The 24,304-nt window shown below is 38.4% G+C and carries 21 protein-coding genes and 1 riboswitch; of the genes, 14 read left to right on the plus strand and 7 right to left on the minus strand.

All coding sequences use genetic code 11. The annotated features are described in order from the left end of the window. The first annotated feature begins 106 nt into the window (after nucleotides 1–106). Both lon and OA91_RS17280 read left to right on the plus strand, forming a co-directional pair. Nucleotides 107–2,563, plus strand: coding sequence for an endopeptidase La (gene lon / locus OA91_RS17275; RefSeq protein WP_063339267.1), 2,457 nt, complete (start codon nucleotides 107–109; stop codon nucleotides 2,561–2,563). Between the two features lie 188 nt (nucleotides 2,564–2,751). Continuing rightward, a complete protein-coding gene (locus OA91_RS17280; RefSeq protein ID WP_063339268.1) occupies nucleotides 2,752–4,086 on the plus strand; it encodes an MATE family efflux transporter in 1,335 nt (444 codons plus the stop codon). Between the two features lie 8 nt (nucleotides 4,087–4,094). On the opposite strand, the gene OA91_RS17285 is transcribed toward OA91_RS17280, so the two are convergent. After that, nucleotides 4,095–4,874 (minus strand): TlyA family RNA methyltransferase, encoded by a 780-nt coding sequence (locus tag OA91_RS17285; RefSeq protein ID WP_082827991.1) that lies wholly within the window; start codon nucleotides 4,872–4,874, stop codon nucleotides 4,095–4,097. Between the two features lie 127 nt (nucleotides 4,875–5,001). Here OA91_RS17285 and OA91_RS17290 point away from each other — a divergent pair, with 127 nt between their 5' ends. Next, complete coding sequence (locus tag OA91_RS17290) at nucleotides 5,002–5,829, plus strand: HDOD domain-containing protein (protein WP_063339269.1); 828 nt, start codon at nucleotides 5,002–5,004, stop codon at nucleotides 5,827–5,829. A gap of 32 nt (nucleotides 5,830–5,861) precedes the next feature. Further along, nucleotides 5,862–6,695 carry a sulfurtransferase gene (locus tag OA91_RS17295; RefSeq protein ID WP_063339270.1) on the plus strand — a complete coding sequence of 278 codons (834 nt, stop codon included), beginning with the start codon at nucleotides 5,862–5,864 and terminating at the stop codon, nucleotides 6,693–6,695. 62 nt (nucleotides 6,696–6,757) lie between these two features. Here OA91_RS17295 and OA91_RS17300 read toward each other — a convergent pair whose 3' ends face one another. Beyond that, nucleotides 6,758–7,075, minus strand: a complete 318-nt coding sequence (locus tag OA91_RS17300) for a hypothetical protein (RefSeq protein ID WP_063339271.1) — start codon at nucleotides 7,073–7,075, stop codon at nucleotides 6,758–6,760. Nucleotides 7,076–7,294: 219 nt separating this feature from the next. On the opposite strand from OA91_RS17300, the gene OA91_RS17305 reads away from it, so the two are divergent. From OA91_RS17305 to OA91_RS17320, 4 genes are read left to right on the plus strand one after another with little or no spacing between them, the layout of a single operon-like run. Continuing rightward, nucleotides 7,295–8,464: a nucleotide sugar dehydrogenase gene (locus tag OA91_RS17305; protein ID WP_063339272.1), complete on the plus strand. Its 1,170-nt coding sequence runs from the start codon at nucleotides 7,295–7,297 to the stop codon at nucleotides 8,462–8,464. Nucleotides 8,465–8,478: 14 nt separating this feature from the next. Next, on the plus strand, nucleotides 8,479–9,423 hold the full coding sequence (locus tag OA91_RS17310) for a glycosyl transferase family 90 (RefSeq protein ID WP_063339273.1): 945 nt from the start codon (nucleotides 8,479–8,481) through the stop codon (nucleotides 9,421–9,423). Nucleotides 9,424–9,446: 23 nt separating this feature from the next. Beyond that, nucleotides 9,447–10,229 (plus strand): glycosyltransferase family 2 protein, encoded by a 783-nt coding sequence (locus OA91_RS17315; protein ID WP_063339354.1) that lies wholly within the window; start codon nucleotides 9,447–9,449, stop codon nucleotides 10,227–10,229. Next, entirely contained in the window at nucleotides 10,226–11,011 is a 786-nt protein-coding gene (locus OA91_RS17320; RefSeq protein WP_046015125.1) for a glycosyltransferase family 2 protein, read from the plus strand. Before OA91_RS17315 ends, OA91_RS17320 begins: the two co-directional genes overlap by 4 nt. Nucleotides 11,012–11,050: 39 nt before the next feature. Here the strand turns inward: OA91_RS17320 and OA91_RS17325 are convergent, their stop codons facing one another. The 4 genes from OA91_RS17325 to OA91_RS17340 are packed head-to-tail and all read right to left on the minus strand — an operon-like array spanning nucleotide 11,051 to nucleotide 15,277. Further along, nucleotides 11,051–12,118: a glycosyltransferase family 4 protein gene (locus OA91_RS17325; protein WP_082827993.1), complete on the minus strand. Its 1,068-nt coding sequence runs from the start codon at nucleotides 12,116–12,118 to the stop codon at nucleotides 11,051–11,053. A 25-nt stretch (nucleotides 12,119–12,143) separates the two neighbouring features. Next, the gene (gene waaF / locus OA91_RS17330; protein ID WP_063339274.1) at nucleotides 12,144–13,154 is read right to left on the minus strand and encodes a lipopolysaccharide heptosyltransferase II; all 1,011 of its coding nucleotides are present in this window, start codon (nucleotides 13,152–13,154) and stop codon (nucleotides 12,144–12,146) included. After that, the gene (rfaD, locus tag OA91_RS17335; protein ID WP_063339275.1) at nucleotides 13,147–14,094 is read right to left on the minus strand and encodes an ADP-glyceromanno-heptose 6-epimerase; all 948 of its coding nucleotides are present in this window, start codon (nucleotides 14,092–14,094) and stop codon (nucleotides 13,147–13,149) included. The genes waaF and rfaD overlap by 8 nt, the downstream gene beginning before the upstream one ends. A gap of 19 nt (nucleotides 14,095–14,113) precedes the next feature. Beyond that, nucleotides 14,114–15,277, minus strand: a complete 1,164-nt coding sequence (locus tag OA91_RS17340) for an AGE family epimerase/isomerase (protein WP_063339276.1) — start codon at nucleotides 15,275–15,277, stop codon at nucleotides 14,114–14,116. 92 nt (nucleotides 15,278–15,369) lie between these two features. Here OA91_RS17340 and hldE point away from each other — a divergent pair, with 92 nt between their 5' ends. The 3 genes from hldE to OA91_RS17355 are packed head-to-tail and all read left to right on the plus strand — an operon-like array spanning nucleotide 15,370 to nucleotide 19,873. After that, complete coding sequence (hldE, locus tag OA91_RS17345; protein WP_063339277.1) at nucleotides 15,370–16,797, plus strand: bifunctional D-glycero-beta-D-manno-heptose-7-phosphate kinase/D-glycero-beta-D-manno-heptose 1-phosphate adenylyltransferase HldE; 1,428 nt, start codon at nucleotides 15,370–15,372, stop codon at nucleotides 16,795–16,797. A gap of 56 nt (nucleotides 16,798–16,853) precedes the next feature. Beyond that, on the plus strand, nucleotides 16,854–18,641 hold the full coding sequence (gene msbA / locus OA91_RS17350) for a lipid A export permease/ATP-binding protein MsbA (RefSeq protein ID WP_231870396.1): 1,788 nt from the start codon (nucleotides 16,854–16,856) through the stop codon (nucleotides 18,639–18,641). After that, on the plus strand, nucleotides 18,641–19,873 hold the full coding sequence (locus OA91_RS17355) for a 3-deoxy-D-manno-octulosonic acid transferase (protein ID WP_063339278.1): 1,233 nt from the start codon (nucleotides 18,641–18,643) through the stop codon (nucleotides 19,871–19,873). The genes msbA and OA91_RS17355 overlap by 1 nt, the downstream gene beginning before the upstream one ends. 85 nt (nucleotides 19,874–19,958) lie before the next feature. Here the strand turns inward: OA91_RS17355 and OA91_RS17360 are convergent, their stop codons facing one another. Continuing rightward, complete coding sequence (locus OA91_RS17360; RefSeq protein WP_231870397.1) at nucleotides 19,959–20,624, minus strand: HAD family hydrolase; 666 nt, start codon at nucleotides 20,622–20,624, stop codon at nucleotides 19,959–19,961. Nucleotides 20,625–20,731: 107 nt separating this feature from the next. Next, a riboswitch (TPP riboswitch) is annotated at nucleotides 20,732–20,844 on the plus strand. Nucleotides 20,845–20,943: 99 nt separating this feature from the next. On the opposite strand from OA91_RS17360, the gene thiB reads away from it, so the two are divergent. Genes thiB through OA91_RS17375 form a run of 3 tightly spaced genes read left to right on the plus strand, consistent with a single transcriptional unit; the run spans nucleotide 20,944 to nucleotide 24,279 of the window. Continuing rightward, nucleotides 20,944–21,960, plus strand: a complete 1,017-nt coding sequence (thiB, locus tag OA91_RS17365; RefSeq protein ID WP_063339280.1) for a thiamine ABC transporter substrate binding subunit — start codon at nucleotides 20,944–20,946, stop codon at nucleotides 21,958–21,960. Further along, nucleotides 21,936–23,558, plus strand: coding sequence for a thiamine/thiamine pyrophosphate ABC transporter permease (gene thiP / locus OA91_RS17370; RefSeq protein ID WP_231870398.1), 1,623 nt, complete (start codon nucleotides 21,936–21,938; stop codon nucleotides 23,556–23,558). The genes thiB and thiP overlap by 25 nt, the downstream gene beginning before the upstream one ends. Continuing rightward, nucleotides 23,551–24,279 (plus strand): ATP-binding cassette domain-containing protein, encoded by a 729-nt coding sequence (locus OA91_RS17375; RefSeq protein WP_063339282.1) that lies wholly within the window; start codon nucleotides 23,551–23,553, stop codon nucleotides 24,277–24,279. Before thiP ends, OA91_RS17375 begins: the two co-directional genes overlap by 8 nt. The last annotated feature ends 25 nt before the right edge of the window (nucleotides 24,280–24,304 follow it).

Consider the following 24,304-nt stretch of genomic DNA (forward strand, 5'->3'; position numbering starts at 1 on the left):
CATAAACAGAATGAGAAAAATAGGTAGGTTTAGAACTTCATTTGCTTGGTAGTGTATTCAGGCAGCTTACCTGTAGCATCTCAATAATAGACAAATTGAGAAGAGAATGAGCAACGAAGACAATTTTTCAGATGATACAGACACATTAACGAAACAAGATGTTGTGATTGATGAGCTAGAAGGGGATGACGTTGTTCTAAGTGATCCAAAAGCTTTAGCTTTGCCTGAAGACGTTCTGCCTGATGTTATTTATATTTTACCTCTATCGAGTAGGCCTTTCTTTCCCGCTCAAGTTCAGCCTGTCGCAGTAGACCTTGACCCTTGGGAAGAAACTCTCGAAAGAATCTCTTTGGACTCACAATCAAGTGTTGGTTTGCTTTTCAGCGAAAGTGCGACAGATGGTGCGCCTTCTGTAAATGAGTTTAAGCAAATTGGTTGTGTGGTAAAGGTACACAAAGCAACACCAGAATCAGGCAAGATGACTTTCTTAGCTCAAGGCTTAAAGCGTTTTGAAGTGGTTGAATGGCTAGATGAAGAAGCTCCATATCGCGCGCGTGTTAAGTACTTAACGGACACAAAAGTAAATGATGATGAATCTAAAGCGTATTCCATCTCTATTTTGGATTCTATTAAGGAGCTAATTCGTGTTAATCCTTTATTCAGTGAAGATTTAAGGCAGTATTTAGCGCGCTTTTCATTTAATCAACCTGGCTTGTTAGCTGACTTTGCCGCCTCGATTACATCAGCAGAGGCGGATGAACTGTATCATGTATTAGAAACAAGACCTGTTCATAAACGCATGCACTTATCTCTTTTATTGCTAAAACGAGAGTTAGAAATAGCCCGTTTGCAAAATGAAATCAGTGCTGAGGTGAATGATAAAATTAGCACTCATCAAAGAGAGTTCTTTTTAAAGGAGCAGCTTAAGGTTATTCAAAAAGAACTTGGCTTATCAAAAGACGATAAAACCTCAGATATTGATAAATTTAGACAACGGCTTGAAGGCAAGCAACTAACGGAAAAACAGCAAGAAAAAATAGATGAAGAGCTAGAGAAGTTGGGCATTCTTGAGTCTGGTTCGCCTGAGTATGGTGTGACTCGCAACTATCTTGAATGGGCTACAGCCTTACCTTGGGGCGTTTGCTCACAGGATAATATGGACATAATCAAGGCGCGCCAAGTGTTAGAAGATCACCATACTAGTTTGGATGATGTGAAAGACCGTATTATTGAGTTTCTTGCTTTGGGTGCGCATCGTGGTGAGATGGGAGGATCTATCATGCTTTTAGTTGGACCTCCAGGTGTTGGTAAAACATCAATTGGCAAATCTATTGCAGCATCTTTAGATCGTGAATTTTACCGTTTTAGCTTGGGTGGTATGCGAGATGAAGCAGAAATTAAGGGGCATAGACGTACCTATATTGGTGCTTTACCCGGTAAATTCGTACAAGCTTTAAAAGATGTGAAGGTCGAAAATCCTGTCATCATGTTAGATGAAATAGATAAAATAGGGGCTTCTCATCAAGGCGATCCTGCTTCTGCTTTATTAGAGGCATTAGATCCTGAGCAGAACGCTGAATTCCTCGATCATTACTTAGATATGAGAGTGGATTTATCTAAGGCATTATTTGTTTGTACTGCTAACCAACTAGATACGATTCCTAGTGCACTGTTAGACCGTATGGATGTGATTCGTCTATCTGGCTATATTGCTGAAGAGAAGTTAGCAATTGCTAAGCAGCATTTATGGCCCAAGTTACTGAAAAAAAATAAGCTGCTTAAAAAGCAATTAAACATTACTGACGCAGCGTTGAAGCATCTCATTGAGAATTATGCCCGTGAAGCTGGAGTGCGTGGTTTAGATAAACTATTGCAGAAAGTACTACGAAAATGTGTTGTGCAATTGATGACTGAAAGTGCTGAAAGTATCAATGTCGGTATTAAAGATATTGAGGCTTTGTTAGGTGCTCCTTATTTTAAAGCTGACTCTTCAATTAGAGGGGTTGGTGTTGTAACTGGCCTAGCTTGGACTTCTATGGGAGGTGCAACCTTACCTGTTGAAGCAAATCGAGTGCATGAGTTGAGCCGTGGCTTGAAATTAACGGGTAAACTTGGGGATGTTATGAAGGAGTCTGCTGAAATTGCGCACTCTTATGTCGCTTCACATTCTAAAACCTTTAATTTGCAACCAGATTACTTTGATAAAAGTACGATACATCTTCATGTCCCAGAAGGTGCGACTCCCAAAGATGGGCCAAGTGCTGGTGTGACTATGGCTACTGCGCTTATGTCTTTAGCGAGAAATGAGCCAATAAAAAAAGGTCTGGCTATGACAGGGGAGCTAACCTTAACTGGGCAGGTCCTCGCTATAGGTGGCGTTAAAGAAAAGATTATTGCAGCGAAACGCAGTAAGATCTTTGAGGTTATTTTGCCTGAGCCTAATAGACGTGATTTTGATGAGTTGCCTGATTCAATAAAAAGCGGCATGACAGTACATTTTGCCCAACGCTTCTCAGATGTTGAGAAGGTTGTTTTTGTTAAAGCAAAAGGCTCAGTTCATTAATTCGACACTTAAATTTTTCCCTTGGCTTCTTCTTGATGCCATTTCATGAGAAAATCTTGTTTCAGAGAGGCACTATCATTTTGGTAGTGCCTTTTATCGTGTTTTGACGAGATTAATTTAGCTTAATCTCGAATACTTATTTCTAAAACCTTCACTTTCAAATGTATCAATTCGATGGAGCATGTTGAATGCCGTTAAAGGCAACCTTTACTTCTGGATCAACCTTGCGTCATGTTGTTGTTATGTCAGCAACCGGTGCTTTTGGACTTATGTCCATGTTTATGGTTGATTTGATTGATATTTTATTTCTCTCCATGCTTGACCAAAAAGAGGTCGTAGCGGCTGTTGGTTTTGCAAGTTCCATCATGTTTTTTACTATCTCCTTGAGCATAGCCGTGTCTATATCTGCTACGGCTTTAGTATCTAAGGCTGTAGGACAGGGGGATAGAGTGCAAGCAAAACGACGAGCGACTAATGTCCTTGTGTTTGGTGTTTTGTTTTCATTTCTTATTATTTATTTTTTAATGCCAAGAATCCCTCATTTACTCTATTTCTTAGGGGCGAATGGAATTACTCTGGATTTAGCGACGAGTTATTTACAGATCTCTATTTTAGGTATGCCGGCTATTATGGTGGGTATGATTGGCTCTGGTATAATGCGTGCTCTGGGCGATGCCAAGCGCGCTATGTACGCTACTTTAATTAGTGGTTTAGTTAATGCTGTACTAGATCCATTGTTAATTTTTGGACTAGGGTTAGGCCTAGATGGTGCTGCAATAGCATCCCTAATTGCTCGCTGCTCTATGCTGGCAATTGCGTATTACGGCTTGGTAAACGTACATCAAATTTTATCACGCTTTGATTGGCTGTATTTTGCCCAAGATTTTAAACAAATTTCCTTTATCGCTTTTCCCGCCATGTTAACCAACATGTCGTCGCCACTTGCGAATGCCATAGTTACTGAGCACATGGCTACCTTTGGCGATGATGCTGTTGCGGCTTACTCCATTATTGGGCGTGTAATACCTGTTGTTTTTGGTGGTCTTTTTGCCTTATCTGGTGCGGTAGGTCCGATATTGGGGCAGAACTATGGGGCGGGCAACTTTTTACGAATGCAGCAAACTCTGACAAGTGCTGTTATTTATAGTTTGAGCTACTGCGTATTGCTTTGTCTAAGTTTGTACGAGTTACAATTTTGGCTCATTGATGTATTTAGTGCTGGCAAAGAGACTGCCGCTTTAATTTCATTCTTCGCGACATATATTTCTTTTAGTTTCTTTTTTCAGAGTTTACTTTTTATTGGTATCGCGACTTTTAATAATTTAGGAAGTCCTAAAACATCTGCTTGGTTAAACTTTGGTAGGGCTACCTTGGGTACTTGGCCTTTGATCGTGTTTTTTGGCTGGTTCTTTGATGCAAAAGGAATTTTTATTGGTCAGGCGCTTGGTTCTATTATTTTTGGCTGTATTGCTTTCACACTAGCAAGGCGCTATATCGCTGAGCTAGAAGTCAAAACGAACTAAAAAAGAACTTACTGAGCTTTCTCTGTGTTGGTACTTAAGCTTGCCCAAATGAGATACTCCTGATTACCATCACCGCCTTTGATTTTGCTTTTAATATAGCAATGAACATTAAACCCTAAGTTCTCAATGAGTTTTGTCATTTCAGTTTCTAGCCGAGCGACAGCTGTCTTATCTTTAACTATGCCTCCTTTTCCGATTGCTTGTTTACCCACTTCAAATTGAGGTTTGACTAATGTGATAAGGTGTCCATTAGGTTTTAGTAGGTGTGGGAAGTTTGGTAGGATTTTTGTTTGAGATATAAATGACACATCCATTACGATTAGGTCAAAACCTTCAGGTGGGAAGTGATCACTGATATCTTGTTTGCTTAGATTACGTGCGTTAATCCCCTCAAGACAAATGATATTAGGGTTTTGTCTTAAGTTTTGATCCAGTTGATCATGACCTACTTCTATACCTATTACTTTTTTGGCTCCCTCTTGGATAGCGCAATCACTAAAGCCACCTGTTGATTGACCAACATCCAAAACGGTAAAACCACTAATATTGAGTTTTGTGTATTCAAGTGCCCCAGCTAATTTGAGTGCGCCTCGCGATACATATTTATCTGTATCATCAAGTAATAGCTTTATCTCGACATCTTGTTCTACTTTAAGACTTGGTTTTTGTACTTTTTGCCACTGGCCCTTGATGAAAATGGTAACTTTATTCTCAGAAATGTAGGTTTGTGCTTGAGCGCGGGATTTACAAAGGTTTTTTTGCGTAAGTAGCTGGTCTATACGTATCATTTTCTAGGCTTAGTGATTATGAAATAAGGGGCTATTTTAGCAAATAAGTAATAGCAACTATAGGCTTACAAACTTATTCAGCAAGGCATAAAATATAGCAAGTTTATGGATGAAAATAGGGTATGTTATGCAAATTTCAGAGTTGTTTGATCAAATAGAACAGTTACCTATGGTGCCTGAAGTAGTGCGCACCTTGATTATGCAGTTAAATGACCCTGATATTGATTTAAATTCAGTAGCGGCAGATGTTGCAAAAGATCAGGTTATCTCTCTAAAGGTATTAAAAATTGTTAACTCAGCGCATTTTGGTTTGAGTCGAAAGATTTCATCCATTGATGAAGCTGTTGTTATGTTAGGTATGGCTAAACTGAAAAATATTGTTGTTGCATCTGGCTTAACTTCAAGTGTTCATCATGTTGTTGGGATGGATATGAAGAAGTTTTGGCAAGAGTCGATTTATATTGCTGGTATCGCTAAAGAGTTGGCTATCCTTGCTGATGAGTCAGACCCAGATGCTGCTTTTACGGCAGGTTTGTTATCAACGATTGGTAACTTATTGATAGTGATGGGTGTCCCCTCTCAGTCAATTGTAATTAAAGATAAGCAAGACGCTGGAATGGGTGGATATGAAGCAGAGCTTGAAGTGTTGGGTTTCTCAAGTGGGAATTTAGCTTCTAATTTGATAGAAAAATGGCGTTTCCCTCATATTTTAGGAGATGCTATTTTTGCTTATCAAAAGCCTTTGCTTTTAGCGAAGGACAATGCTTTGGCTTCTTTATTAAATCTAGCTCAGTATCTAGCGCGAGAAAAATTGAAGAGTAGTGATTTTGATACCATAATGGCGAGTTTTCCATACGATGTTGCTAATAATGTCGGATTAAATCATGAAACGATGGAATGCCATCTAGATAGTATTTTTGTTGAAATTTCAGGCTTAGATGAACTACTAAATTAATTATTGAATGATGCTGCAGTTGAGGAAGTAAGATGCGTACATTGATATCAGCACAAGCGTTAAAAAGTGAATTAGCTAATCCAGATTTGATTATTTTGGACTCAAGGTTCTATCTAACAGATTTAGATAAAGGCCTGCTTGAGTACAATAAAGGGCATATTCCAGGTGCGCTATTTGTAGACCTTCATCATGATTTAGCCTCTCCTGAGAATGAGTTTAGTGGCAGACACCCTCTGCCAGCACCAGATGATTTTAGTCTTTATCTTCAGAAAAAGGGAATTAAGCTTAACTCTAAAGTTGTTGTTTATGATGATATGTCAGGTGCTATTGCTGCTAGAGCTTGGTGGATGTTAGCTCAAAACAATATAGATGTGAGAGTTCTTGATGGCGGTATTAATGCTTGGTTGGCTATAGAAGGTGAGTTAGAAACTGTGGCACCTACTCTAAGAATCACTGATCAGTCGTTGAATATATCTTTCCCTTGGGCTGTGAGTGAAGAAGATGTGTTGGAAAATATGGAAACAGAAAGTTTCCAGCTGCTTGATGCTAGAGCAAGTGATAGATTTGAAGGTCAAAATGAAACAATGGATCCATTGGCTGGCCATATCCCTGGAGCTTTAAATCGTCCTTTTCCGACTAATTTAGATAGCCAAGGTACTTTTTTATCATCTGAATCTTTGGCTCAAGATTTTAAGCAAATTGAGACGGATTTGGAAATTGTACATTACTGTGGTTCTGGAGTGACTGCTTGTCATAATGTATTGGCTAATTTGTCCGCTGCTGGTGATAATAAGCGCGTATTTATTGGGTCATGGAGCCAATGGTCAAAGAGAATGTTGAGATTAATGACTGAACAACAAGGTTAGTTGGACAGGAAAAAAGAATAGGAAAGCACCTAATAATTCCCTAGGTGCTTTTGTCTCTGTATCTATTTGGGTGTAACGCCAGCAATAAATATTTGGACTTCTTGAGTTTTTTCTCCAAAAATATGCTCTTTTACCAAATGAAGGAATAAATCAGCTTCTTTGGCGGTGACTATGCCGTCTACTAACTGAATACCAATACCTTCTTGAGTAAAGAAGAAGTGCCAGATATGGCCTTCAATGCAGACTTCTCCCTCTCCATTATCAAACGATACTTGCTCCCATTTGTAGTCAGTTGGAACAAAGCAAGACAGCTCTCTTCCTTGGTCTCCGTAGTTTAAATCTGGAATGTAGCCTTGACGATCAACAAGTTCAAATTTCATATAGGATCTCCTGTGTAGACTTAATTAAAGACTACTCCTAAGTTAACAATTTGGCTCGTGTTTTTTTGCAAGTATGTTTATTTTTATTTATTTAGATCAAAGGTTCAGGAGGTTGAGAATTAGATAGAATGAAGCGCTTAGAATGCTTATAATTTGTTTATTAATAAAATAATTTTAGCTATTAGGTGCAGTGCATTTAAGTACGTGAAGGAAGGTTAAATGAAAATAGCGGTAGCGGGCACAGGGTATGTTGGTATTTCAAACGCACTTTTACTTGCCCAGCATAATGAAGTGGTGGCGTTAGACATTATTCCTGCAAAAGTTGAGATGCTAAATAACAAGTTATCGCCTATCTCTGATCAGGATATAGAGCGATTTTTACAGGAAGAGCAACTTAATTTTAAAGCAACACTTGATAAAGAGTTAGCATATGAAGAGGCTGATTTCGTTATTATTGCAACCCCGACAGACTATGACCCTGAGACTAACTATTTTAATACCTCTCATGTTGAGTCTGTAATCCAAGATGTTCTTACCATTAATCCTGATACTTGTATGGTGATTAAATCTACCGTACCAGTTGGTTTTACAGCTTCAATGAAGGAAAAATTTAAAACAAACAATATTATCTTCTCTCCAGAGTTCTTAAGAGAAGGCAAGGCACTGCATGATAACCTTTATCCATCTCGTATTATTGTTGGGGAAAAGTCAGGTAGGGCTGAAATATTTGCAAGTCTTTTAGCTAAAGGTGCAGTTAAAGAAAATATCGATATATTAACTACGGACTCGACAGAAGCAGAAGCGATTAAATTATTTGCCAATACGTATCTTGCTATGCGAGTTGCTTTTTTTAATGAACTTGACAGCTATGCAGAAACACATGACTTGGACTCAAAACAAATTATTGATGGCGTAGGTTTAGATCCAAGGATTGGCACACATTATAATAATCCATCTTTTGGTTATGGTGGATATTGTTTGCCGAAAGATACGAAGCAGCTACTTGCGAATTACAAGCAAGTGCCTAATAACATTATAAGTGCGATTGTAGATGCCAACAGTACAAGAAAAGATTTTGTTGCTGATGCTATTTTAAAGCGTCAACCTAAAGTTGTTGGTATTTATCGACTTGTGATGAAGGTGGATTCAGATAATTTTAGGGCGTCTGCTATTCAAGGAGTTATGAAACGAATTAAGGCAAAAGGAATTGAGGTAGTGATTTATGAACCTGCTCTCACAGAAATTAGCTTTTACAATTCAAAGGTTATAAATGACTTGAATGCATTTAAGGAGCTGAGTGATGTTATTGTGGCAAACCGTGTAACAGATGATATCTCTGATGTGGATAGCAAAGTTTATACTCGGGACCTATTTGGTATAGATAGTTAGTATTAAGAGAGAGTATGAAAAAATTAGCTTATCTTAAGCAAAGGATTAAAAAAATTTATTATTATTTAAGTGAAACGATAATAATAAATTTACCTGTAAAAAAGGTTAATTCGTCTGACTTTTTAAAATTTAGGAAGGATAGTTATATACTTGAAAGAGTTAACTATTATTGCAAAGATCAAAATGTATATTTAATTTCTAATGAAGCTACTCAAGTAGCAAAATTTAAAAAAACTAAGAGTTTTGCATACTATGCAGACACTAAAAAAGTTGTTCGCTATTTTTCAAAAAGTTTTAAATTTGATTATTTGTTTGGTGACATTATTCATGTCCCAGAATTTCCTAGCTTTTTAAAAAGTCGTCCTATATCCGATATTAATCAAAACTCGATTCTTCTTAAGCTTAATGCGATAAGACATTATCAGTTTTTGAATGATAAGGTTTTATTTTTTAATAAAAAGAGTATGGCTGTTTGGCGCGGGTATATTTACCAAGAACAAAGGGAACTTTTGGTTCGAGAGTTCGCAGAGCATCCATACATAGATGTTGGTCATTGTGATACTAAGCGCTTAGATGTCCCTGCGTATAAAGGCTTTATGTCAGTTGAAGAGCAACTTGATTATAAATACATTATCAGTGTTGAAGGTTATGATGTTGCTACTAACCTAAAATGGATTATGTCGTCAAACTCTCTTTGTTTTATGCCAAAACCTCGGTATGAAACTTGGTTTATGGAAGGGCGCCTCCAGGCTGGTTTTCATTATGTTGAATTAAATGATGACTTTAGTGATCTAGCTGAAAAGATTATGTTTTATGAAGCTAATCCAGAGGCTGCTTTGGAAATTATTAAAAATGCGAATGAATTCGTAAGTCAGTTTCTAGATGATGAAAGAGAGAAAGTTATTGCCTTGCTAGTAGCTGAAAAATATTTCAAATTGTCTGGACAATTATTAGGTTAACAAACTAAGTGGTAAGTAAAGATATGTCTGAAGGTAAGTTCACGATTGGCGTCATGATGATAGTCAAAAATGAAGAAAAGCACTTAAAAGCATCATTAGAGTCAATAAGTGGCTGGGTTGATCAAATTGTGATCTTAGATTCTGGCAGCACAGATCATACCTTAAATATAGCGAAAGTTTATACGGATAAAGTTTATGAAAAACTGGATTGGGAAGGATTTGGAAAGCAAAGACAAGTTGCACAGTCTTATCTAAGTACTGATTGGGTATTAGTGCTTGATGCGGATGAGATAGTAACAGAAGAACTAAAATTATCTCTTTTGCAGGCAGCTAGTAACCGCGATCAAAATATATGCTACCAAATAAACCGATATAGCAAAGCTTTTGGTAAATATATTCGGTTTTCAGGATGGAGTCCTGATTGGATTGTGCGTTTTTATCCAAGAAATGTTGCTGGTTATAATGATGCGTTGGTACACGAAAAGGTAGTTATGGATGCTGGTGTTCGTATAGCTAAGATTTCAAAAGGAAAGCTGCTTCATGATACTTATGATAATCTTCATCACTATATAGCTAAAACCACGGGTTATATCAAAGCTTGGTCTGATCAGCGAGAAGGGAGAAAGAAGTCTGGTTTAACGACTGCCTTAGTTCATGCTTGGGGGTGTTTTATTCGTATGTATTTTATAAAGTTAGGCTTTTTAGATGGAAGACATGGGTTCATTCTTGCTTGGTTAGGCATGCATTCAACTTTTGTTAAATATATAGATCTTTGGTTGAGAGAAAACTCTAAGAAGGATAAATGAAAGTTACTTTAATAATTACGACTTATAATTGGAAAGAAGCACTCGAGCTAGTTTTAACTAGTGTAAAAAGCCAAACAGCTATGCCTGATGAAGTTATTGTCGCTGATGATGGTTCTCGTGATGATACTAAAAAATTAGTTGCTGAATTTTCCCGAAATTATCCAACTAAACTTTTGCATAGTTGGCAAGAAGATAAAGGTTTTAGAGCCGCTAAAAGCAGAAATAAAGCAATTTTCAAGTCTAGTTCAGATTATATCGTCATGATAGATGGTGATATTGTATTGCATCCAAATTTCATTAGAAACCATATAGCTGCTGCACAAGAAGGCTACTTTGTGCAAGGTGGGAGGGTTAGCTTAACTAAAGCTAATACGGTTGAACAGTTTAAAAACTTTAAGCTACCAAATCTATTTTCTAACGGCGTAAAAAATAGAAAAAACACTATCGAAAGTACATTTTTATCTAAACTTTTTACACGTACATGGAACTCAGATAAATCTACAAGGACCTGTAATTTTGCTGCCTGGAAGTCTGACTTATTTAAGGTGAATGGCTTTAATGAGGGCTTTGAGGGGTGGGGGCGAGAAGATAGCGAACTTGTAATTAGAATGTTAAACGCCAACTTAAACAGAAAATATTTAAAATTTGCTGCTGTTGGGTATCACCTTCATCATCAAGAAAATGAACGAGCAAGCCTAGCTAAAAACGATTTGTTATTAACTGAGACAATCACAAAAAATTTAGTAAGGTGTGACGATGGTTTAGATAAGTATTCAAACTAGAAACTAGGTTTTAGCTTGAATACTCTTTTAATAATTGAACTATTTGTTTATAACTTCAATTAAGTCATCGCAATGTTTGCTAACATTTTTAACTTTTGGCATAAGCTTACTTGGGTCGTTTAATATGATTTCTTTATTATCATGCAGGGTTAGAAACCTATCCAATGTCTCAGCCAAACTTAATGCATTTAGTTTAAACTTTAAACATGCATTTGATTCAATGACTTCAGTTGCACCAACTGCATCAGAAAGAATAACAGGTGTTCCGCATAAAATTGATTCTGGGCCTACTAAACCAAAGGGCTCGTATAAAGACGCTAAAATAGCTGCATCGCTGGCAGCATACAGCGAGTCCATATCTTTTCTAAAGCCTAGGTTTATAACTTTAGGGTGGTCAACTGGCTTTTTACTTGCTATCGCTAAAATAAATCTGGGGTCAGACTGATTCAATGCTTCAAGTATAATGTCTAAACCTTTTCTATGATGATTGTTGGAAGGAAAAACAAGTAAAACTTGTTTCTCATTGACGCCTAATTCCTTTCTTATTCTTTCTCTTTGATTTTTAGCTTCTAATGAGAAGTTTTCAAAATCAATAGGTGGATAAATAACTTTTAGTTTATTGTCATTAATGTCGTAATGATTGCTGACTTCTTGTCCAACAAGTTTGGAATGAGCGACAATAACTTTAGCATTCTCAAAAAAGGTTTGCTCTCTCTTGTTTGTTAGTTTATCAAAAATGCTTAATTTGTTTTTTTTGATTGCTAAATTATGACCTATGTGTGTGCCGCCGACTATTGCAATATCTACTGTAGTTGGTGTTCTTGTGCAGCTTATGGTTGGCCAAGACGTTATAGTTTTATTCGTTGATCTATAGTCAAATAAAAGCTTATTAAGTTTTGATATAGGAGATAGATCTTTAATTTGAATGACTTCAACATTTCTATTAAAAACTAAAGAATTATCTAGCTTTCGAGTAATAACTCTAACCTTCATTCCTTTTGCAGAAAAACCATTAATCAGGTCTAGTACATAACGTTCCATTCCGCCTGCGTGTTTGACGGTATGGTAAATAATATTTATACCTTCAAACCTTTTGTTCTGATCCATCGATTTCTCCGATTACTAGGTATTTTTATAAATTAATATTAGATATAACTTGCTTTGGTTTTAAATTGTTTTGACAGTTTGTATGCCCTAAAGGGCATTGGCGCTTAAAGCAAGGTGAGCAGTCTAAATGCAGGTTATGAATGGTCTTTTTATCTGTGAGTGGTGGTGTATAAAGTTCACTGGTAGAACCATAAATACCATGGACATAAGTGCCAACGGCAGCGGCTACATGCATTAAACCGGAATCGTTACTGATTGCAAACTCAGCTTTGGCTAATAGGTCGATTGCATCAACAAGCTTAGTCTCACCACACAAGTTGAAAGCATATTCGCCTAATCCATCAATAATGTCATTGCCATCTTCCTTATCCTTAGGTCCACCAAGAACCCAAATTTGATAGCCCTCTTTTATAAAGTGCTTTGCAGTTTCATTAAAATGGGGGATAGGCCATTGCTTTGACGGGCCAAACTCTGCACCAGCCATAAGGCAGATAGCAGGCCTTTTCGGATGCAACTTAAGATCTTGAAATAGCTTTTCTTGGTTTTTCTCGTCAACTTTAAGCTCTGGGTTGGGTATGTTTTTAGGAGTAGGGGGGTAAGCTTCAAGTTTTTCCAGCCCAAGAGAAGTAAAGCGTTTGACTGTTTGGTCTAAGCTAGCTTTATCAAGCTTTCTTCTTTCATTTAGAAGGAAGTATCTTTGCTCTCCATGAAAGCCAACTCGTTTTGGAATGTTAGCAAAAAAAGGAACTAAAGCAGATTTCCAAGATCTAGGAAGAACGATGGCTTGATCGTACTTTTCACTACGTAAAGAGCTCCCTAGTTTTTTTCGTGTACTAATTCCCCATTCACCATGGCTAGTGGGTAAAGTGATAGCGTTTCTTACATCTGGCATACGTGCCAAGATGGGGGCAGACCACGCTGGACCTATCACATCAATAATGGCATCAGGATGGTTTTGTTTGATTTGGCGAAAAAGACTATTCGCCATAACCATATCGCCGACCCAAGAAGGGCCGACTATTAAAAATTTAGCCATTAGCATCTAGCCATGTCATATAATCTTTTACACCTGTTGCCAGATCCCTAAAATCACCTTGATAACCCGCTTCTCTTAGTTTGCTAATATCTGCTTGAGTGAAGCTTTGATAAGCACCTTTTAGGTGATCTGGGAAATTTATATACTCAATTTCACCTTTTTCATAGTGAGAAATAACAGTTGTCGCTATGGTTTTAAAAGGCTCTGCTTGGCCAGTACCTAAGTTGTAAATGCCTGAAGCTTGAGGATTATCTAGGAACCATAGTTTCGTTTTTACCAAGTCTTCAACATAGATGAAATCGCGGCTTTGTCCGCCAGCTTCATAACCATCGTAAGCACCAAAAAGTTTCGGGTTTTCGCCTGAAAGCACTTGATTACGTAAGTGGAATGCAACACTTGCCATACTGCCTTTGTGCTGTTCTCTTGGGCCGTAAACATTAAAGTATCTAAAGCCTACAATTTGAGATTCTGCATTAGGTAAAATATTGCGAATATATTGATCGAACTGAAACTTAGAAAAAGCATACATATTTAATGGTTTTTCATGGCTTCTTTCTTCTTTGAAAATAGGACCGGCGCCATAAACTGATGCAGAAGAGGCGTAAGAGAATGGGACTTTATGCTCAAGGCAGTAATCAAGAACTGCTTTTGAATATTGATAGTTAACATCCATGACGTATTTGCCATTCCACTCTGTTGTTGCAGAGCAAGCACCTTCATGGAAAATAGCATCGACTTTTATAGATAGCGTTTTGTTTTTTAAGGCATCTAAGAAGTCATACATATCCATGTAATCAGCAATATTTAGATCTGCTAAGTTAATACATTTCTTGCCGTCTGTAAGGTCATCTACCAGTAAAATATCGCTAATACCGCGATCATTTAGGGCTTTAATAATGTTGCTGCCGATAAAACCGGCGCCGCCTGTTACTATATACATATTCTTTATCCTATTCCCTCTATGGGTTTCTTTGCATCCAGTTTATCACTTCGGTAAGCCCTAGAAAAATGTGATAACTGGTTGTTCCTGATAAATTAGCGTCTATTGGATTATTTTCACCATCTAGGTATTCATTCCAACGACCGTCCACTTTTAGATAATGGTTGAAGGTGAAGTTCAGCCCAGTATGAATTGTTTGTGCTTGATCTTGATTTGACTCAACTTGCACGCAGGCCGCTTTTAAAAACTCAGTGATAGGCCAAATGCGTTTTGATGTGTCTAATGGCTTACCTGTTTTTGCATCTATTTGATTATAAATGCCACCTTTAGGATCAAAGCCATATTGACAGGCCTTCTCCCATAGATTAGTTGCCATGGTGAGATAAGATTTTTTAGGGTGTATCTTATAGGCTTGATGTAATAACCAAACCCACTCAAAATGATGGCCAGGTTCAGTAATCTGGCCATCGTTTTTGTCTGCTTGCCAATCTAACTCAAAAAATTCTAGCAAACTTCTGCTTTTTTCATCATAGAAATGCGCTTCAGCCAACTCTAACAGAGAGATAATTTGTGTTCTATAGCAAGCTTCTTGTGTTGCATTAAACGCAGCAATATAACCCTCTAATAAATGCATATGAGGGTTTTGACGTCTTTGTTGTGTTTTATCAATAGGGTAGCTCTCATAAAAACCACCACTCTCTGCACTCATATGTTGAATGAGAAAGTCGTCGGTTTTCTTCATGAGTTCTAACGCTGATTTATCTTTTGTCGCATTAAAATAAAAACTAAAAGAGAGTAATACAAAGGCTAATGCGTAGGCATCGCTTGTATTATCAAGAGGGATAAGCTTGTCGTTTAGAGAAAATCGCCAGCGTTCAATTCCATTTTCATTAAATAAATAGTTGTTAACGATAAACTTATATAAAGGCTTAATAAGAGTAAGCCACTCAGGGTCTTTTGTTTCTAAATAGGCGTGTGAGAATGTGTAGAGTTGTCTGCATTGACTAAGCAGTCGAACACGGCCCATCGGTTTTAATTGCCAGTTTTGATCGAGGCACTCTGCACTCATGCCGTTGGCTTTATTGATGCCTTTTAGTGACCACTTCGTAAGTAGATTTTCATATAAATATGAGTGGCAAGGTGTAAGGAAATCTCGCTTACATTCTGGAATTGTGACTGTCATTGTGGAATAAAACCTTATCTTTGTGACGATATCCAACTTGGGTGTTTCATATGATAAGATGGGCGTCCCAAAAAATCGATTATTATTACGCCATGGACTCTTCATATTTAAATTTTCAAGATAAACATATTCTAGTTGTTGGTGATGTCATGCTAGATAGATACTGGCATGGTGGCACTTCTCGAATTTCACCTGAGGCACCTGTTCAGGTTGTTAAGGTATCTCAAAATGAAGATAGGCCAGGAGGCGCTGCTAATGTTGCGCTAGGCCTTGCTCAATTAGGTATGACAGTAACCCTAATTGGTATCGTCGGAGATGATGAAAATGCAGATGCATTGGAGGCTTGTTTAAATAATGCGGGAGTGAATTGCCATTTCGTCCGTACTGCAAGTGCTCCCACCATAACTAAACTACGTCTAATGAGTCGTCATCAACAATTAATTCGTATGGACTTTGAAGAAAGCTTTGCTGCTGAAGAGTTGCAGCAAGCTTTAGCTAGTGTAGTAAAAGAGCAAATATTAAATAAAGATGCGGTTATTTTTTCTGATTATGCTAAAGGCACATTAGCGGGTGTACCAGAGCTTATTCGTATCGCTAATCAAGCGAGTGTTCCTTCTTTTGTTGACCCTAAAGGCAAAGATTTTTCAATTTACCAAGGTGCAACCTTGGTAAAACCTAACTTATTAGAGTTTGAAATCATTGTTGGGGCATGTGAATCAAATGATGAGGTATTAGAGCGTGGTGAAGCTTTAAGGCTGAAATATGGTTGGAAAGCTTTATTGGTTACTCGTGGTGAGGATGGGTTGGTGCTATTTGAAGAAGGGCAGCCGGCTTTCTCCTTAGCGACTGCAGCAAAAGAAGTATTTGATGTGACCGGCGCTGGCGATACTGTTGTCTCTGTTTTAACTGCGGTTTTTGTAACTAGTAAGCGTTTAACTGATGCAGTTGAGTATGCAAACCAAGCGGCGGCTTATGTTATCAGTAAGTTAGGCACAGCTTCTATTACATCAAAACAACTTGATGCCATTATGTTTGCCAGAACAAGAACCACAAATTTTGGTGTACTCGCTCCTTCAGAGTTATTAGAACAAATTCAGCTTGCTCAAATGAACGGAGAAAAAATTGTTTTCACTAATGGCTGTTTCGATATTCTACATCCAGGTCATGTGACCTATATGAAACAAGCTAAAGCTTTGGGCGACAGGCTTATTGTTGCAGTGAATACGGATGCTTCTGTTAAACGCCTAAAAGGTGATAAACGTCCTATTAATTCTTTAGAGCATAGAATGGCTGTATTAGAAGGAATAGGTGCGATTGATTGGGTGACCAGCTTTGATGAAGATACGCCAAAGGAAATTATTGAAGCTTTATCGCCTGATGTTTTGGTAAAAGGCGGTGACTATAGTATTGAAACCATAGTAGGTGCTGAGCATGTCCTTAGCCAAGGTGGCGAAGTAAAGGTATTAACCTTTGTTGACGGATATTCAACTACATCAATCATTGAAAAAGCGAATTTATAGAGACTTTAATAAAAGTCAGCTGAAGCTCTCTCGCAACATATAACGGAAGAATTTAATTGGAAACTAAAGTTAGTAAACCCGTATCGGATGTGAGTATTTACTTACGTTTGCTTAATTATACGAAAAGCTCGTGGCCTTATTTTGTATTAAGTTTTTTTGGGTATCTGTTATATGGTGCGATGGAGCCTACGTTAGCTTATTTACTACAGTTAATTGTTGATACCTTAGGTAATCCAGAAGCAGAAGGCGCTAGAACGAATTTAGCTGACGATAGGCTATTTCTTCCTTTATTTATTCTGGGGATTTTCATTATTCGAGGAACAGGAACCTTCTTTGGTAGCTACTTTATGGCTGTTATCGGGACCAAGCTCGTTTTTGATCTTAGAGTTGATATGTTTAATAAGCTAAGTGACTTGCCATCAAGCTATTTTCATGGTGAATCAAGTGGTCGAATTTTATCAAAACTCACCTTTAATACAGAGCAGGTAATTGGTTCTGTGACTCAGGCATTGAGGGTGATCTTAAGAGAGGGTTTAACTGTTATTGGCTTGTTTGGTTTTATGTTATATACCAACTGGCGTTTGTCTCTCTTTTTTATTCTGATTATCCCCTTTATTGCGGTTATTGTGAGTTATGCTTCTAAGCGTTTTCGTAAGCTGAGTAAGCGTATTCAAAATGCGATGGGGGGAATTACTGATGTAGCCTCGGAAGCGATTAAAGGTCAGGAGGTTGTTAAGATATTTGGTGGTAAAGAGTATGAAAAAGAACGATTTTATCATGCGGCCTACCATAACAAGCGCTCTCAGCTCAAAATGGAGCTAACCAAGTCTTTAAACGTGCCTATTGTTCAGTTCATTGTGGCTACAGCTCTGGCTATGATTATCTGGTTGGCACTTGCTCCTGAAATCAGTGAAAACATGACCGCAGGCCACTTTGTTGCCTTTATTGGTGCGGCAGGAATGTTGAGTAAACCCCTTCGCCAGCTGACCGAAATTAATTCTATTTTGCAAAAAGGTTTAGCAGCAGCGCAAAGTATTTTTGAATTCTTAGATGAAGAAAGTGAAAAAGATACGGGGAAAACCAAAGTCGACACGCTAAAAGGTAAACTTGAACTTAAGCAGGTTAGCTTTGTTTACCCTAATACAGATAAAAAGATATTAAATAAAATTGATTTAACTTTGCCTGCCGGTAAAACCTTAGCCTTAGTTGGTCGCTCTGGCGGTGGTAAGTCTACTGTGGCTAACTTGGTCCCTAGATTTTATGACATTAATGATGGTGAGCTGTTAGTTGACGGTATTAATGTTAAAGAGTACGCCCTAAACGACTTGCGCCGAAATGTGGCTTTAGTTAATCAAAAAATAGTACTTTTCAATGCAAGTGTTCGTGAAAATATTGCTTATGGTCACCTGGCTGATGCTTCTGATGAAGATATTATCGCCGCTGCCAAAGCGGCTAATGCTTGGGACTTTATTGAAAAATTAGAGCATGGTTTAGATACCCAGGTCGGGGAAGACGGTACACTTTTCTCTGGTGGTCAACGGCAGCGAATTGCAATTGCACGAGCTATTTTAAAAGATGCCTCCATCTTAATTTTGGATGAAGCAACCTCAGCGTTAGATTCAGAATCTGAACGAGCAATTCAGCAAGCATTAAACTCATTGATGAAAAATAGAACGACAATAGCGATTGCTCATCGATTATCAACGATAGAGAAGGCAGATATTATTGCTGTAATTGATCAAGGGCAAATTATAGAGCAGGGAAGTCATGATGAACTGTTAGCAAAAGGTGGCGCTTATGCCAAGCTTCATGGTCAGCAGTTTAATGAGGAAGAAAGCCACTAATGTTGGTGTATCGAATTTTAATGGGGTTGATTAGCCCTTTTATTCTGATGAAACTTTTTAAATTAGGGAAGGGTTACCCTGATTATTCTATTAGAAAGGTATTAGGCTTTAACAGAGAGGCTGTAAAGGCTGATGTTTGGATTCACTGTGCCTCTGTGGGTGAGGTGTTAGCGGCAAGGCCTTTAATTCAATCATGGCAAAACAGAAACCCTGATAAAAAAATACTTATTACAACTATGACGCCAACCGGTGCCGAACAAGTTACTAAAAGCTTTGGTGAATCTGTTGTTCATAGATATATTCCCGTTGACTGGTGCAGCTCGGTAAAACGATTTTTAAAAATGGTCGATTGCCCAAAGCTGCTTATTATAGAAACTGAGTTGTGGCCTAATTTGCTTTCTCAGGTGAAAAAAAAGGGAATGTCGCTCCACATTGTTAATGCGAGACTAAGTGAAAGGTCCTTTAAAAAGTATGCTAAGTTTTCAGATTTTTCACGAAAGTTGATGGCTTTGCCTGATAGTTTTTGTGCGCATGCAGACGCTGATGCAAAACGCTTTAAGGCACTAGGTGCATCGCAAGTGCTAGTAACAGGCAATATCAAGTTTGATCTAAAGGTTAATCCTCAAGTTATAAAGGATAATTGGCAGCAGTACTTTGCTAATAACGAATTTGTATGGATTGCTGCTAGTACTCATGAAGGTGAAGATGTGCCTTTGCTTGAAGAGCATCAAATTTTAAAGGCTCAGCATCCAAGTGCAGTGCTTATTATTGTACCAAGACACCCTCAAAGGTTTGAACAGGTTTTCCAGCAAGCTTGTGCTAAATTTGAAAATGTCGGGTTACGCTCTGAAACCCCATTTGAAGAATGGCATAACCTTGATGTGCTTGTGGGAGATAGCATGGGGGAGATGATGCATTACTTCCAGGCGTCCGACCTTGCTTTTGTTGGAGGTAGCCTGATTGAGAGAGGGGGGCATAACCCTATAGAGCCCGCTCTTTTGTTTAAGCCTGTATTGGTGGGAGATCACACTTTTAACTTTAAAGACATTACTGAAAGTTTAGTCTTGTCTGGTGGTGGTTTGCGTTGCAAGAATAGTGAGTTAGTCGGAAGCCTATTACTCGCTTTTGCGAAAGATAAAGCTTTAGTTGCAGAAACGGGTATAGCAGCTTATGAGTATGCATTGAATAATCAAGGAGCGGTTGAAAGAGTGTTGGATGCAACTGACTCTTAATCTAATCGTATTTCCCTAGTGTGCTTTTATCGGTTATGAAGAGAGGCTTTAATTTGCCTCTCTTACTGGTTTTCTTTCTTATTTTCTAATCTAGTAACTCTTTAAAGTCTGATAAGCAGGTTTTTGCTGCGCTCATATCATTCTTAATATTAAATTCATGCTTAATGGCAATAACATCACAGCCTGCTTTTTGAGCTGCGCTAATTCCAGCAAATGAATCTTCAAATACCAAGGCGTCTTTTGCTTTTATATTGAGCTTTTTTAGAGCGGTCAGATACGCTTCTGGATGAGGTTTATGCTGGCTAACGTCTTCTTGGCTTATGACGAGATCAAAAAAGTGTTCAAGTTTCAGTTGAGTTAAAACTTGCTCAATCATCCAATTTGCGGCACTACTTACTACTGCAATTTTACAATTCAATTTTGCTAAATGCTCGAGGTAAGGCAAAAGGTTTTTACTAAGGCTAAGTTGCTCTTTTAAAAGGGTTTGGTAATGTAATCTGAAATGCTGATTAAACTCATTTAAATCTGGTTTTATATTCGCAGCAGCAAAGAAATGTTGCGTGACAGTTGGCCAATCTTGACCCATTACATCCTGATAAATCGTGTAATCCGTAGTGCTGCCATGGTCTTGGCAAGCTAGCGCGAGTGCTTTTCCTTTAAGTGGCTCTGAATTTACCAAAGTGCCGTCTAGGTCAAATAAATAAGCTAGGTATGTTTTGGGGATTTTGGGTGAGGGGGTTGAGTGTATCAAATCGTTTCCTTTAATTTTTATTCTGCCTTTCATGGCAATGGCCTTGTCTTAATTAAGAGGTCTAAACTGGCCTTAAGTTCAAAATATCGTTACAATCCGCTTCGATTTTTTATCTCATGGGGTGCACTGCTATTTTTTGATGCAGGGCTGAGAAGCAAAGGCTAACCCAATGAACCTGATCCAGATTATGCTGGCGTAGGGATTGAGATCCTCTATTTATAATATTTTTTAGCGCTTAATTTTATAAGCCAAAAAATAGAGAGCCTTCAAGCCTCGCCGCTCACAATGCCAGATACGGCTTGTTTTTAGGAGCGACACAATGCGAACACCTTATATTACTTCTATAGCGCTAGCTACCCTAGCCAGTTTGTCTTTATCGGCTACAGTTGTACAGGCTGACGAAGCTAAGACGTTGAATGTTTATACCTATGATTCATTTGCATCAGACTGGGGGCCAGGCCCTAAAATTAAGGCCAATTTTGAAAAAGAATGCGCTTGTACCTTAAATTATGTCACCTTGGACTCTTCTGTTGGAATCCTATCTAGAGTGCAGCTTGAAGGGAGTTCTTCAAAAGCAGATGTGCTTTTAGGTTTAGATTTAAACCTAATGCAAGCGGCAAAAGCGAGCGGGTTAGTGTCGGAGCATAATGTGGATACTAGTAAGGTAACAACACCAGGCGGATGGAGTGATTCTTACTTTGTGCCTTTTGATCAAGGGTATTTCGCTTTTATCTACAATACCGAGACCTTGAACGAGGTGCCTAAATCATTAAAAGAAGTGGTCGAAAATCAAGATTTATCTGTTATTTATCAAGACCCAAGAACCAGTACGCCAGGCTTAGGTTTAATGTTATGGATGAAGTCTGTTTACGGTGACGATGCTGGAAAAGCTTGGCAAACGCTAGCAAGTCATACCAAGACAGTCACCAAGGGTTGGTACGACGGCTACAGCATGTTCCTAAAAGGTGAAGCGGATCTTGTTTTAAGCTATACCACATCACCAGCCTATCATATGGTGGTAGAGAGTGAGTCTAAATATAAAGCAGTACCTGCATCTGAAGGTTTCTATCCTCAGGTTGAGGTCGCAGCTCAGTTAAAAAATGCACCGAATAAAGCCTTAGCGGATAAGTTTATGCAGTTTATTTTGACTCAAGGCTTCCAAGGTGAAGTTGCAACGGGTAACTGGATGTTTCCTGTGATTGAGCTAGGTGATGCTTTACCGAAAGCTTTTACTGATCTTGAGCAGCCAGCTAAAGTGCTGACTTTGCCAGCCGAGCAAGTTGCCGCTAAGCGTAAGCAATGGATTAATGAGTGGCTAGATTCAGTTACTCAATGAGATTGGGTTCATTTGGAAGCAAGCTTACTATAAGTTTGCTTCCTGCTATCTTAATCATTGGTTTTTTCTGCGTTATTGGTGTTGCAAGCTTTATTGCTTTACTTGCTTTTCAAGACCTTTCAAATTGGCATCAAACTCTTTCAAGTCGCTATATCTGGCGATTACTTGAATTTTCTATTTGGCAGGCTTTATTAAGTAGTCTATTGAGCCTTGTTATTGCTATCCCTGTAACAAGTGCTCTTATGCATAGGCGCTTTATGGGGCGAGATTTTTTGCTACAACTTTTCTCTATTTCTTTAGTGGTTCCAACCATAGTTGCTATCTTAGGGATAGTTGTGGTTTATGGCCGTAGTGGCTGGATAACATCTGTAACTGACATTGAATTACCCTTGTATGGTTTGTTTGGTATCTTGCTAGCCCATGTCTTTTTTAATATGCCTTTGGCTGTACGTATTCTTATTCAATCCCATAGTTTGATCCCTTCAGGTCAGTGGCGTTTATCTTATCAGCTTGGTTTCTCTCGATGGAACTTATTTAGATGGGTGGAATGGCCCTATTTACGTAAAGCTTTACCCGGTGCTTTTCTACTTATATTTATGCTTTGTTTTACAAGCTTTGCTGTTGTTTTAAGTTTGGGGGGAGGGCCTAAATCTAGCACTCTAGAGGTGGCAATTTATCAAGCGCTTAAATTTGAATTTGATATAGCTAAGGCGAGTGTTTTATCTTTGCTTCAAGTATTTGTTTGTACCTTAATTGCTGTTCTAGTTTATCGGTTTGCTAGTGCTTACCAACAGGATTTTAGTTTAAAGCAATTAGATAGTTTTCCGGTGAAGGATAGCCTTCAAGCTAAATGTTTTGATTGGGGGGTTTTAGCCTTGGCCTTGTTGATTCTATTGCCTCCTTTTATTGCTATCTTGTCACCTATCTTTACACCGTTGTTTATAGATATGCTATGGCAGGAAGCAACTTGGCAGGCTGTGTGGGTTTCAATCAAGATAGCTTTTCCAAGTGCTGCTTTGAGCTTGTTATTAGCGGTAGGTTTCGTTTCTTTGGCTAGGGCATCTATGGATCGACCAGGTTGGTCATGGCTTCCAAATAAGCTTGAGTATCTAGGTGGTATGATTTTAATATTGCCCAGTCTGGTGATGGCTACAGGTTTGTTTTTATTATTGCGTAACCTTGGCATAGCAGCATTTGATCAAGCGTACTGGGTGGTCGTTTGGGTTAATGCCGTAATGGCTTTGCCTTTTGTCTTAAGGGTTGTACTACCTACTTTTTATCAGCAAGAAAAGCGTTACCGCAAGCTGTATCAGAGCCTAGGTATAAGAGGCTGGGCGAGGCTTAAGATAGAGTGGCCCATGGTTCGAAATTCTGTTGCTCAAGCGACAGCTTATGCTTTGTTGTTAAGTTTAGGGGATATGAGTGTTATTGCTCTGTTTGGCTCCCAAGGGTTGCTTTCTTTACCGCTTTATCTTTTTCAGTTAATAGGTTCCTACCGTATTGAGCAGGGCGCATGTATTGCTGTGATTCTGGTGTTGTTATGTTTTGCTCTTTTTTCAATATCTACCAGATTAATAGGCGGAAAATCTCATGCTTGAGTTCGATGTTCAATATCAGTGGCTTAATCAAAATGGAGAGGGCTTTAACGCAGATTATAAAGCTTGCCTGAATACTGGTGTTACAACTCTACTTGGTAGAAGCGGAGAAGGTAAAAGTACCTTATTACATCTGATTGGTGGCTTTCTTGAAGGGGACGGAAGTATTGACTATCAAGGTCAGAGCTTAGTTGATTTATCGCCTGAGAAAAGGCCAATAACTACGCTTTTTCAGAGTGATAATCTATTTCCGCAGTTAAGTGTTTGGCAAAATGTTGCGATTGGGTTAGCGACTAATTTAAAGCTTAATTTGATTCAAAAAGAAGCAGTGATCTGGGCTCTTGAGCGTACTCAGCTAACGCAGATGCAATCAAAACTACCTGAGGCGCTATCAGGTGGTCAAGCTCAGAGAGTGGCTATTGCAAGGGCGGTTGCTCGTGCTGTTGTTGCTCAAGAGGAAAGAAAAAAATCTATCCTGTTACTGGACGAACCTTTTAGTGCACTTGACCCAAGCTTGCGTAGCCAAATGTTAGCTTTAGTTGCAGAACTTACTGAGCAATTAGGCTTAACGAGCATAATTGTTTCTCACCTGCCTGAAGAGGCTAAATTAGTGGGAGGGCGACTTTTACTGATAGAAAAGGGTAAGGTGGTACTGCATCAAGGAGTAGAGGTATTGGAGCAACTTGATGAGCAGCCTGTGTTAATGCGTTATTTAAATTATTGATATTTTATATGAGCCTTTTATCCTA

The organism is Marinomonas sp. SBI8L (assembly GCF_001624705.1).
Lineage (GTDB): Bacteria > Pseudomonadota > Gammaproteobacteria > Pseudomonadales > Marinomonadaceae > Marinomonas.

Excerpts from the sequence above, each read along its gene's own strand:
- OA91_RS17310 (WP_063339273.1), top strand. The coding sequence starts at position 8,479 with ATGAAAAAATTAGCTTATCTTAAGCAAAGGATTAAAAAAATTTATTAT.
- OA91_RS17300 (WP_063339271.1), bottom strand. The coding sequence starts at position 7,075 with ATGAAATTTGAACTTGTTGATCGTCAAGGCTACATTCCAGATTTAAAC.
- rfaD (WP_063339275.1), bottom strand. The coding sequence starts at position 14,094 with ATGTATATAGTAACAGGCGGCGCCGGTTTTATCGGCAGCAACATTATT.
- OA91_RS17375 (WP_063339282.1), top strand. The coding sequence starts at position 23,551 with ATGCTTGAGTTCGATGTTCAATATCAGTGGCTTAATCAAAATGGAGAG.
- OA91_RS17340 (WP_063339276.1), bottom strand. The coding sequence starts at position 15,277 with ATGACAGTCACAATTCCAGAATGTAAGCGAGATTTCCTTACACCTTGC.
- waaF (WP_063339274.1), bottom strand. The coding sequence starts at position 13,154 with ATGGCTAAATTTTTAATAGTCGGCCCTTCTTGGGTCGGCGATATGGTT.
- thiB (WP_063339280.1), top strand. The coding sequence starts at position 20,944 with ATGCGAACACCTTATATTACTTCTATAGCGCTAGCTACCCTAGCCAGT.
- OA91_RS17290 (WP_063339269.1), top strand. The coding sequence starts at position 5,002 with ATGCAAATTTCAGAGTTGTTTGATCAAATAGAACAGTTACCTATGGTG.
- OA91_RS17280 (WP_063339268.1), top strand. The coding sequence starts at position 2,752 with ATGCCGTTAAAGGCAACCTTTACTTCTGGATCAACCTTGCGTCATGTT.
- OA91_RS17325 (WP_082827993.1), bottom strand. The coding sequence starts at position 12,118 with ATGGATCAGAACAAAAGGTTTGAAGGTATAAATATTATTTACCATACC.
- OA91_RS17285 (WP_082827991.1), bottom strand. The coding sequence starts at position 4,874 with ATGATACGTATAGACCAGCTACTTACGCAAAAAAACCTTTGTAAATCC.
- OA91_RS17355 (WP_063339278.1), top strand. The coding sequence starts at position 18,641 with ATGTTGGTGTATCGAATTTTAATGGGGTTGATTAGCCCTTTTATTCTG.
- OA91_RS17315 (WP_063339354.1), top strand. The coding sequence starts at position 9,447 with ATGTCTGAAGGTAAGTTCACGATTGGCGTCATGATGATAGTCAAAAAT.
- OA91_RS17320 (WP_046015125.1), top strand. The coding sequence starts at position 10,226 with ATGAAAGTTACTTTAATAATTACGACTTATAATTGGAAAGAAGCACTC.
- OA91_RS17295 (WP_063339270.1), top strand. The coding sequence starts at position 5,862 with ATGCGTACATTGATATCAGCACAAGCGTTAAAAAGTGAATTAGCTAAT.
- hldE (WP_063339277.1), top strand. The coding sequence starts at position 15,370 with ATGGACTCTTCATATTTAAATTTTCAAGATAAACATATTCTAGTTGTT.
- lon (WP_063339267.1), top strand. The coding sequence starts at position 107 with ATGAGCAACGAAGACAATTTTTCAGATGATACAGACACATTAACGAAA.
- OA91_RS17305 (WP_063339272.1), top strand. The coding sequence starts at position 7,295 with ATGAAAATAGCGGTAGCGGGCACAGGGTATGTTGGTATTTCAAACGCA.